At 34.8% G+C, this 11150-nt stretch carries 9 protein-coding genes; 4 read left to right on the top strand and 5 right to left on the bottom strand.

Annotation, left to right across the window (positions count from 1 at the left end; genetic code table 11):
• The first annotated feature begins 39 nt into the window (after positions 1-39).
• Together CEY12_RS02635 and CEY12_RS02630 are read left to right on the top strand one after the other, a co-directional pair.
• On the top strand, positions 40-375 hold the full coding sequence (locus CEY12_RS02635; RefSeq protein ID WP_089026212.1) for a YegP family protein: 336 nt from the start codon (positions 40-42) through the stop codon (positions 373-375).
• Between the two features lie 80 nt (positions 376-455).
• The gene (locus CEY12_RS02630; protein WP_089026211.1) at positions 456-902 is read left to right on the top strand and encodes a phosphohydrolase; all 447 of its coding nucleotides are present in this window, start codon (positions 456-458) and stop codon (positions 900-902) included.
• Here the strand turns inward: CEY12_RS02630 and CEY12_RS02625 are convergent.
• Positions 899-1615, bottom strand: a complete 717-nt coding sequence (locus CEY12_RS02625) for a DUF2490 domain-containing protein (RefSeq protein ID WP_089026210.1) — start codon at positions 1613-1615, stop codon at positions 899-901. The genes CEY12_RS02630 and CEY12_RS02625 overlap by 4 nt on opposite strands.
• Positions 1616-1667: 52 nt before the next feature.
• Complete coding sequence (locus CEY12_RS02620; protein WP_228409776.1) at positions 1668-3476, bottom strand: TonB-dependent receptor plug domain-containing protein; 1809 nt, start codon at positions 3474-3476, stop codon at positions 1668-1670.
• Positions 3477-4115: 639 nt separating this feature from the next.
• On the opposite strand from CEY12_RS02620, the gene uvrA reads away from it, so the two are divergent.
• Positions 4116-6908 carry an excinuclease ABC subunit UvrA gene (gene uvrA, locus CEY12_RS02615; RefSeq protein WP_089026208.1) on the top strand — a complete coding sequence of 931 codons (2793 nt, stop codon included), beginning with the start codon at positions 4116-4118 and terminating at the stop codon, positions 6906-6908.
• A 78-nt stretch (positions 6909-6986) separates the two neighbouring features.
• On the opposite strand, the gene CEY12_RS02610 is transcribed toward uvrA, so the two are convergent.
• Positions 6987-7625 carry an NAD(P)-dependent oxidoreductase gene (locus CEY12_RS02610; RefSeq protein ID WP_089026207.1) on the bottom strand — a complete coding sequence of 213 codons (639 nt, stop codon included), beginning with the start codon at positions 7623-7625 and terminating at the stop codon, positions 6987-6989.
• A gap of 362 nt (positions 7626-7987) precedes the next feature.
• Between CEY12_RS02610 and CEY12_RS02605 the strand changes: the two genes are divergently transcribed.
• Entirely contained in the window at positions 7988-9097 is a 1110-nt protein-coding gene (locus tag CEY12_RS02605; protein ID WP_089026206.1) for an epoxide hydrolase family protein, read from the top strand.
• 321 nt (positions 9098-9418) lie between these two features.
• Here CEY12_RS02605 and CEY12_RS02600 read toward each other — a convergent pair whose 3' ends face one another.
• Positions 9419-10144, bottom strand: coding sequence for a hypothetical protein (locus tag CEY12_RS02600; protein WP_089026205.1), 726 nt, complete (start codon positions 10142-10144; stop codon positions 9419-9421).
• 4 nt (positions 10145-10148) lie between these two features.
• Positions 10149-11132 (bottom strand): hypothetical protein, encoded by a 984-nt coding sequence (locus tag CEY12_RS02595; protein ID WP_089029761.1) that lies wholly within the window; start codon positions 11130-11132, stop codon positions 10149-10151.
• Positions 11133-11150: the final 18 nt, after the last annotated feature.

Raw genomic sequence — 11150 nt, 5'->3', positions numbered from 1 at the left:
AATTTAAGAACAGAAACAAAATCATAAAACATTTAATTTATGGGAAAATTTATTATTTCTAAAAGAACAAACGGAGATTATCAATTTAATCTGAAAGCTGGAAATGGTCAGGTTATTTTAACCAGCCAAGGGTACAATTCAAAGTCTGGCTGTGAAAACGGTATCGAATCCGTAAGAGTCAATTCTAAAGATGATTCTAAATTTGAAAGAAAAACATCTTCCAATGAAAAATCTTATTTCAATCTAAAAGCAGGGAACGGACAAATCATCGGAACCAGCCAGATGTATGAGTCTGAAAATGGGATGGAAAATGGAATTGAATCCGTAAAAAGTAATGCTCCAATCGCTACAATCGAAGACGAAACCAACGGATAAAATATTCTAAAATAATTAAAAGAAATGTCTTATTTATGTAAGGCATTTTCTATTTTTGCACCGAATCTTTTCTTGAAAAAATGACAAAGGAAGAACTTTTACGTAAAGCGATAAAAATTGCTGATAAAGCACATAAAGGCCAAACAGACAAATACCACGCACCATACATTGCCCATGTAATGCGCGTAATGGAATATGGCAAAACATTAGATGAAAAAATTGTAGGAGCCCTTCATGATGTAGTTGAGGACCATCCGTCCGAATTTAGCCTTGATTACCTGAGAAATGAAGGTTTTCCGGAATATGTATTATTCGCTATAAGCTGCCTTACCAAATTTGATCCTGAAGAGGATTATGACGATTTCGTAAAAAGAACAGAAAGATCTCCACTTGCTGTAGCTGTAAAGTTAAATGATCTTCGCGACAACATGGATCTACGCAGAGTAAACAGGGAATTGACAGCTAAAGACATTAAAAGATTCAATAAATACCTTAAAGCTTATCATTATTTGATTGAGAAATATTAATCCGCTCCCGGGAAATCGAAGGTTTTTGTATGGTGATCTGTTCCATCTATGTTAATGTTCAAGGCAAGGTAAATAAAATGTAAATTCCTATTACCACTTGCTTCAAACTCTCTCTGCCACAGATAACCACAAAGAACACCAAAATACTCATCCACCTGGTAACCAAAACCTCCATATACCCTATTTCGGGCAAATGTTGGTTTCATTGGGCTTACCAAGAATACTTCATCGTATACATTGGTGAAAACGGTCCCTTTTTCTATCGTTTTAGCGTTTAAAGGAACACTTATATTCAAACGGTAGCGATAACGCATCCTTTGTGAAGTATTATCAGTCTGAGGCTCATAGAACCAGCTCTTTTCTGCCCGAAAACGGTTTTCAAACTTAACGATCCCTTTTTTTATGTCAATTACATCCTGAAGCCAGACCCTGAATTCTTCTTTGCTTAGGCTATGGTCTTTATAATTCACATACCTTCCTAAACCGACAAACGGTTTATGGTTTTTTGTCAGGTTATATCCTACTCCTCCTTTAATCTCATAATAATCAGGATATGAATATTCTGCATTGCCTCTCAGCTGTCCCTCGGCATAAAGGAAAAATTTTGGATGAAATTTATAGGTCAGTGTTACTGCATTAAAGCTGGAAACATGCTCTTGTGCCTTAAAAAAAGTAATACTAAAAAGCAGACTTAAACCTAAAAAAAGTTTCATGAAAAAAATTTTTGCAAAAATAAAGTTTATTAACGGTCTCTTGATATTAAGTTTACTTAATATTAATATTATAAGTGAATCCTACGTGAAACCATCTGTTAGGCATCTGAACACCAAATGTTTCCGTATATTTCGTATTTGTAATATTGTTGATCAAGATATAAACAGAAAAGTCATTTTTAGCAAAACTAATTTTCTCGTCTAATAGATTATAGCTTCCCAGATTCACCCTGTCATTATAATGATATACCAGCTCATTAGTAAAATATTGCAGGAAACGGGTTTCTAATTTGGCTATAAACTGATGTTTTAAGTTATCTAAAACAAATCTTGAAACAGCATCATTAGGCTGTTTGGATTTCGTATCAATATAAGTATATCCAACAGAATATTTCAACCAGTTAAATACTCTGTGATCAAGCTCTGCTTCAATACCTTTTGTATCTATTTTTCCAACGTTCTGAGCATACCAGGTAGGGTCTTTTAATGATTTTTTCACCCAGTCAATAGAATTATTGGAATTTCTCATAAACCCACTAACTTTAGCAAGTAAACCTTTATTCTGATATTGATATCCTATTTCTGTAGAAACTGCATTTTCTGGAAGTAAATCAGGGTTTCCCTGCTCCGTTGGACTTTTATAATAAAGATCTGTGAACGTTGGAACTCTGTGAACTCTCGCTATATTACCATAGATCTTATTATTTGAATCGAAATTATATCCAACATCTAAACCTGGATAAAAGAAATTCCCTTCTTTAGAATAATTGGCCCAGGAAATTCCAGGAGTAATATTCAGTTTTTTATCCAATAATGAAAAATGATGTTCAAAGAAGACCTGTGATACAAAGCGGTTTCTATTTCCTAAATTATTACTCGCCAGGAGCTCTTTTCTTAGCTCTACTCCAACTCCTGTTGTTCCTAATCCCCAGGAATAGCTTGAATTAACTTCACCTCCAACATTATTTCCAATGTGCATATTTCTATATATCCCAGGATTTTGTCTGTTAAATAAATACATATCCTGACCTCTTCTCCAGTACAGATTAGAATTAAGCTTTAACTTTCCAAAAGTTTGCTGATGGGCTAAACTGATTATAGAAGCCTGCATCTCTTCATATTGTTCTGTAGCTTTTGGAGATGAGTAAAATCCATTGGCTCCAAATTTCTTTTCTGAAAAACCGGCTTGTAGTCTTAAATCCCCATTTTTAATTCCTAATCGACTCTGATAGAAAACATTTCTTATTTCGTAGTCCGTGTTGTACATATACCCTTGAGAAGCAGCAGAGTTAGCCTGTAAAGAGTTAGAAAACTTTTCATTTCCCAACTGTGCATTCATTCCGAATCCATAGGTTTCATAATCTCCTCCTTCAGCACTTATTTTAACTCTTTTACCTGGGGTTATTTTGGTGATGATATTAATAACACCTGCGTACGCATTTTGTCCAAATCTTCTTGCTGCAGGACCTTTTACAATTTCGATCCTTTCTACATCTTCAAGGCTCACAGGAATATTCATGGAGTTGTGCCCGGTTTGTGAATCATTCATCCGGATTCCATTTAATAATATCAGAACCTGCTCAAATGAACTTCCCCGAAAAGCAACGTCACTCTGTACCCCGTTCGCTCCTCTCCTTCTGATGTCCATTCCCGGAACTTGCTGTAGAATTTCATCGATACTTTTTGCCGGAGAATTGGCAATCTCATCTTTAGAAATTATTGTGATATTCTGATTGGCATTTTTATAGGGAGTGGAAATGAATTTACCCTGAAATTCTATCGTATCAATATCGGTTGTTTTTTCCTGTGCCTGCATATTTACAATCACTCCCAGAAAGAATAGTACTCCCAGCTTTTTCATTATATCCTTAATTTTTTAAGATTTTTTTAAGAATTCCAAAAATAGATGACTTCAACAACTCTCACAAATGATTATTATCATAGTCTTATTATATCACATAAAAAAAGATGCAGTGAATACTGCATCTGTGCGGGGGAATTATCTTTTTCTCATTAAATGTGTAACAAGGTCTCTGAATAATTTTACCATTACTATATTACATATTTACAATGCAATTTTAAATAATTTTGAAATACGAAACAATAGGTTAACTTAAAAAAACATAAAAAATCTTAACAATTCCGAATTAAAGTAAATAATATTCAACAATTTTAATCTTTTTAGCTGTAATTATTCAATTCTTTCTATTTACAAAAATCCTTTATTTAAAGATAATTCAGTATTGTTTAAAAATATTATATTCAGTGTACTCTACAAAATAAGCCAGCGATTTTGTAATTATTGAAAAAATCGATTACATTTTTTCATAAGCCTGATGAAATGTATTTTATGTTAAATGTGAAGCCTGTTGACTCCTTTTGTTTATTTAATTATAAAAATATTAACAGACTGTTTAATAGATTTTTTGAATGGTAAAGGACACATTTATAATAAAAAAATCAGTTAAAAATTCGTATTTTTGTTGGTCTTAATTTTACTATGGCATCAATTACAGAAATAGATATAAAAAAACAGGTATTTGTTAAAAACGCACATCTTAACAACCTGAAGCACATCGATGTATTAATTCCTAAAAATAAACTGATCGTCATTACTGGAGTATCCGGAAGTGGAAAATCTTCATTAGCGTTTGACACCATTTATGCTGAGGGACAAAGAAGATACGTTGAGAGTTTAAGTTCATATGCACGGCAGTTTTTAGGTAAACTGGAGAAACCGAAAGTGGATGATATTAAAGGTCTGGCTCCTTCGATTGCGATCCAGCAAAAAGTAATTTCATCCAATCCCCGTTCTACAGTAGGAACTTCCACAGAGATCTATGATTATATGAAGCTTTTATTCGCAAGGATCGGAAAAACATTTTCTCCTGTTTCGGGGGAAGAAGTGAAAAAAGATTCAGTTACTGATGTAGTGGATTTTATTAAAGCTTCAAAGAAAGACGCTTCTTTTCTTCTAACGGCTCCTTTAGAATATGATATCGACAATTTTACTGAAAATTTAAATGTCTTAAAACTGGCAGGTTTTACAAGACTTGAGATCAATGAGAATGTAGCCGGAATTGAGGATTTAGAAAGCTTTGGTTTTACTCCGGAAAAAGGAATGGTCATTAATCTAGTCATCGACCGTTTTGCTTATGAAGAAGATGAAAGCTTTCTTCAAAGATTGGCAGATTCTATTCAAATGGCTTTTTATGAAGGTCGCGGATATTGTTCTCTTAAAAATATTGAAACAGGCAAGGTAAGAGAGTTTTCCAACAAATTTGAATTGGATGGAATAGAATTTCTTGAGCCAAATGTTCATTTCTTCAGCTTTAATAACCCATATGGAGCGTGTCCAACCTGTGAGGGTTATGGGAAAGTAATTGGAATTGATGAAGATCTTGTCATTCCGAATAAAACACTTTCTATTTATGAAGATGCTGTGGTTTCATGGAGAGGAGAAACAATGAGCGAGTGGAAAAAATCATTTATAAAAAAAGCAGGTGACTTCCCGATCCATAAGCCTTATCATCAGTTAACAAAAGAACAGAAAAGTTTTTTGTGGAAGGGAGATGGCAGCAACAGCTTTCCATCGATCAATAATTTCTTCAAAATGCTTGAGGAAAACTTATATAAGATTCAATATCGTGTAATGCTTTCGCGTTATCGTGGAAAAACACTCTGTCCGACTTGCGAAGGGCTCAGGCTTCGTGAAGAAACCAGTTGGGTAAAGATTGATGGACATAACATTCAATCCACCATTGAATTACCATTGGATGAACTTTTCCCTTTAATCAATACTTTAAAACTTTCAGAGCATGACCAGGAAGTAGCTAAAAGGCTTTTATATGAGATTACCACCCGCCTGGAATTCTTATTAAAAGTTGGATTAGGATATCTAACCCTCAACAGGACTTCAAACACGCTTTCCGGAGGGGAAAGCCAGAGAATCAATCTTGCCACAAGTTTAGGAAGTTCATTGGTCGGTTCTATTTATATTCTTGATGAACCATCTATTGGATTACATTCCAGAGACACTGAAAATTTAATCGGTGTTTTGAAAAATCTCCGTGACCTCGGCAATACTGTTATCGTTGTTGAACACGATGAAGATGTAATGAGAGCGGCAGACTATATTATTGATATTGGCCCGGAAGCTGGTTATCTTGGTGGAGAGCTTGTTTTTGCAGGTGACTATAAAGAATTAAAAAATGCAGATACACTCACTTCAAAATATTTAACAGGAAGATTGGAAATCAAAGTTCCTGAAAAAAGAAGAAAGGCCAAAGAATGGATCCACATTAAAGGAGCGAGACAAAACAATCTTAAAAATATTGATGTAGATGTTCCTTTAGAAAGCCTTGTAGTGATTTCGGGGGTTTCAGGAAGTGGTAAATCTACTTTGATGAAAGAAATTCTGACCAACGACATCCAGATACAGTTAGGCATGGGTGGAAAAAAAGGTGATTATGATTCCGTAGAGTTTCCTAAAAAGTTGATTAAGAATATTGAACTGATCGACCAGAATCCAATTGGAAAGTCTTCCCGTTCAAACCCTGTTACCTATCTTAAAGCCTATGATGACATAAGAGATTTGTTTGCTAAGCAGAAAATGTCTAAAATGATGGGGTATAAACCCAAACACTTCTCTTTCAACGTAGATGGCGGGCGATGTGATGAATGTAAAGGAGAAGGGGTCATCAATGTTTCCATGCAGTTTATGGCGGATATCGAACTGGAATGTGAAACGTGTAAAGGAACCCGTTTCAAGAATGAAATCCTTGAAGTGAAATTCGATGAGAAAAACATTTCTGATATCCTTCACATGACAGTGGATGAAGCTTTAGAGTTCTTCAAAGAGAATCACGAAGAAAAAATTGTAACCAAATTAAAACCATTACAGGAAGTTGGTTTAGGATATTTACAACTGGGACAAAGCTCTTCTACCCTTTCAGGTGGTGAAGCACAGCGTGTGAAACTTGCTTCTTTCCTGGTAAAAGGAGTGACCACGGATAAGACCTTATTCATTTTTGACGAACCGTCTACTGGACTTCATTTCCATGATATTCAGAAATTACTGAAATCTCTTCAAGCTCTTATTAACCTTGGACATTCTGTAATCGTAATCGAGCATCAGCCTGATATCATTAAATCTGCCGATCATATTATCGATATTGGCCCGGAAGCCGGGAAATACGGTGGAGAAGTGGTTTTCGCCGGAACACCGGAAGAATTGGCCAAAAATAAAAAATCACATACAGCAAAATATATTAAAGAAAAGCTGGAAGGCTAAAATATAAACAGAGAGTCAAAAATTGACTCTCTGTTTTTTTAATCCCTAATTTGAATCAAACTTTCTTCTTTAAGGGGCTTAAAATATATTATACAAAAAAGGACTTTGCTTAATATAATCTCTATCTTCAATTTGAGAAATTAAAAATTCCGCCAGATCGGTTGCACTGATATTTTCTCCTTTACAATCTTCCAGGCTAGTTTGCATATTAAAGCGTTCACTGGTTTGGATTATTAAAGGAAGCCTCACCAACGTCCAATCCAGACCAGATTTTGTAAGAATTTCGTACTCTGCCTGTCTGTCTGCAGTTGTTTCAGGATAGTTCTTATACATCCAGTCCGTAGCCTGTTGTACTCTGATACTTTTCTTATCAAAGGGAGTATCTACATTTAATCCTGCTATGACGATATACCTCTTTATACCATGTGAAATCATAGATTGAGTAATATTTTTCGCCGCATCACTGAAAATAGATGCCTCTCCAATGGGTTGGCCTAAAGCACTTATGACAACATCACAATCTTTGATTAAAGTATTGATCGAATTATAATCTCTCGCATCTCCCTTTACTATTTCAATTAACGGGTTTTCAATTTTAAAATTTTCAGGATTTCTTAATAGTACACTGATAGGATATCCTTTTTGTAAAAGCTGCTGTACAAGATATTTTCCGGATTTTCCGGTTCCGCCAATGATGGCTATTGTATTTGTTTTCATAGAAATCTCTTTAATGTTATTGTATACACAAACAGGTTAAAATATGAGATTACCGGTTTGTCTTTAGATTTAAAATATAAATGATTATAGGTTCAGGAGTTTGAACCCAAAGTTTCCAAATATAGAATTACATTTGAATGATATCTGATATTTATAAAGAGATTTTGATGATGTAAATATAACTATTTAATTTAAAATAGCATAGCAATTAAACTTCAAATTATTATGGTTTTATTCAATCAATGAAGAATTATATTATATTTGTTACTACTTGGAAGGCAGAACATTAAAGTAGGTATTACAGCAAAATAAATGTACCCTTTCCGCTTGTATTTATTCTTTTAAACCAAAACTCAAATATTATGAAACCATTTACTGTAAATATTTCAGATGCTGTTCTCAACGATCTGAAACAGCGTATTCAAGGTACCCGTTGGCCGGGTGAAGCAGAAGGCTCCGACTGGCACTTTGGGACAAGTGAAAAATACCTGAAAGAATTTGCTGATTATTGGATCAATGAATATGATTGGAAAAAATATGAAAACCAATTGAATCTGTATCCGCAATACATTGCTGAAATAGAAGGAATTCATATCCACTTCCAATACATAAAAGGGAAAGGAAGTAGTTCTATCCCTTTATTATTAACTCATGGCTGGCCGGACAGCTTTTACCGGTTCCATAAAATTATCCCTTTGCTTACCGAAGGAGAGCAAAGTTTTGATCTCATTATCCCTTCTATTCCTGGATTTGGCTTTTCAGATAAAGTTGCCGTAAGCAGTGAGGCTGTTGCGGATTTATGGGTTAAGTTAATGACAGAAACATTAGGATACAAAAAATTCTGTGCAGCGGGTGGAGATGTAGGAATGGGAGTTACCAAAGCTTTGGCTTCAAAATATCCGGATATTCTTCAAGGTGTACATTTCACAGATATCGGTTATCCGATGGGACAGGAAGATCCATCTACTATGAGCGAAGAAGAAACAAAATTCGCACAGTTTGTACAGCAATGGTGGTATTCAGAAGGAGCATATGCAATGGTTCATGCCACAAAACCTCAATCTCTGGCCTACGCCCTCAATGACTCCCCTGTTGGCTTAGCATCCTGGATCATCAGTTTTGGAAATGCCGGTGCTCCACCCGAGCTTATTGAAACAGCTTTTGGTGGAAAAGATGAACTTCTAACTAATATCATGATCTATTGGATCACCCAAACAATCGGCTCATCCATGAGAATGTATAAAGCTGATGCTATTGCACAATGGGGAGGTTCTCAGCCTTTGCAAAAAAGCAATGTTCCTGCAGGAATCGTAGTTCTTCCTCGCGAAGCTCAATTTCCTCGTGAATGGGCAGAACGTTTTGTAAATGTCGTGTCTTTTAAAAAGCTGGATAAAGGAGGTCATTTTGCAGCATTGGAGGTCCCTGATATCTTTGCAAATGAAATAAGATCTTTCTTTTATTCTTTGAAATAATATGTAAATATTAAACAATTGTATAAATAAATACCTCTAAAAAATTGGAACACAGAGTTATCCACAAAAAAATGTGGATAACTTGTGAATTTTAACATTTAATTCATGTTTTGTATTAAAAATATTCCTACATTTACTATGTAATACAACTGAAATGAAATCATTTTTTGCTTTTTTCAGCTTTGAAATTGCAATTAAATTTATAAAAATTTAAGCACAGCATTGTCGGCTGTGCTTTTTATTGTTGTCTAATTAAAAAAATGAGATGTATTTATCTACTGAATCCGCTTCTAAAGAGCGGATTCTTTTATTAATGCAGCTTTATTTATTCTCAAACTTCTTTAACGTTCCATTTTCGTTCAATTCAATAGAATAGCGCTCCCTACTTCCACTGATACTGGAAGGATACCACCTTAATGTATTTTTCCAGACGGAAATATAGATGTTTGTAATGGGTTCTGCCCCCTCTATTTTTGAGGATTTCTCCTTATAGATTGTTGCAGCCCTTGCTATATTGCTAAATGGTATCTTATTTAAAGAGACTAATCTGGTTTTAATATCATCTTTTACAGATAATTGTTCTGGTGTTGGTTCAGACCAGTTACCATCTTTATAGTCATAATTATCCACATATTCAGGATTTTTAGGATGCTGAAGCATAAGGTGAATCCTGCCATCATCATAAAAACTGATTGTTGAATAAACAAAAATCTCTTTCCCCATGTACTGAGGAAGTTTTTTCAATGCTTCCTCAGCTTTATTTAATTTTTGTTCATTGGTTAGAAAATTAGTGTTTTTACCTTCTTTCGGGTGCTGAACATGGGTTGGATGATTCTTTTCCATTATGGTATTAACCAGACGCTGTGCCTGATCAATCTGTCGCTCTACAGCAGGATCAAATGGACTTTTAGGAGCTTCTTCTTCTCTTTCCACATAGGCTGTACTGTCTACGGGAGCAGATTTAAGCGTATCTTTTATACTCTTAGAAATCTGGTCGCAACTTATTAAAAGAATACCGCTGATACTTATGATGATTGATTTTTTCATGGCGTTAACTTATTTCATTCAGATCTGACGCGAAAGCAATCCGATCCGGGTTTTCTTTCAAATAAAAAATATCGATGGTGGGCTGCCTTACAACATCAAGCTCAAGGAGATTTACAATTTTTTTCAGTTCTGATCTTCTTGTCCGATTTTGGTAGTCAACATATTCTATTTTAAAAAGAACCATAGGCTGTTCATTGATATAGGTTCCGGTTTGGTTGACACTGAGCAAATTTGCAGTAGTTTTGATTCCCTTAAACTTAATAAGTTCTGCTTCCCCTTTCTTACCACCACCTGCGAGCTTGAAAATAAATGACAAACCTACTCTGTATAATAAAAGTATGGCGGGGCAAAGAACCAGAGGATGCCAAAAGGCTATAAAACGCCATCCCATTCCCATATTTTCTGTAAGATATGAGTACATATAATAGCCTGAAACAAGAACAACAAGCGTGAGCCATCCCAAACAGATAAGAAAAATAACAGGGACATTTATTGTTGCTTCTGTTCCCGCAAAAATGAAGTAAGGTATCCTTTTCACCTCTTTATCAATAAGGATGTCTATCTTTTTTCCGGACTCGAAACGACGCTGTTGAGGTTTCGAATCGTTTACAAATGCTTTTTGAAGGATTTCGGTGTCTACTAAATTTTTAAATAAAAGCTTTAATTCGTAGGAATCATATTTACTTCCATCTTTGGATACTTTTACCGCTTCTTTTATTTCGGCTTTTCTGTGTATTCCATTTTTATTTAAATATTCAATATTTTTTTTTGCTGTAAAATTAGATAAGACCCATTTTCGAAAATAACCGACCAGAGTAATGATCCACAAAACAACAGACAGTGCCAGAACCCCCAAAGCAAGCCATGGATTAATGAGGTTCAGATTAGCTGGGCCATCACTCTTGATGTTATAATACAAAATCATAGGAAATGGAATTGCAAAAAACAACATATAAAGCATCCAAAATATGCCAAAGCCTTTTTTCATATTCATATTGATCTGGTA

This window comes from Chryseobacterium sp. T16E-39 (genome assembly GCF_002216065.1).
Taxonomy (GTDB): domain Bacteria; phylum Bacteroidota; class Bacteroidia; order Flavobacteriales; family Weeksellaceae; genus Chryseobacterium.
The sequence above is the reverse complement of the archived record's forward strand: the minus strand, read 5'-3'. Positions and strand labels throughout refer to the sequence as shown.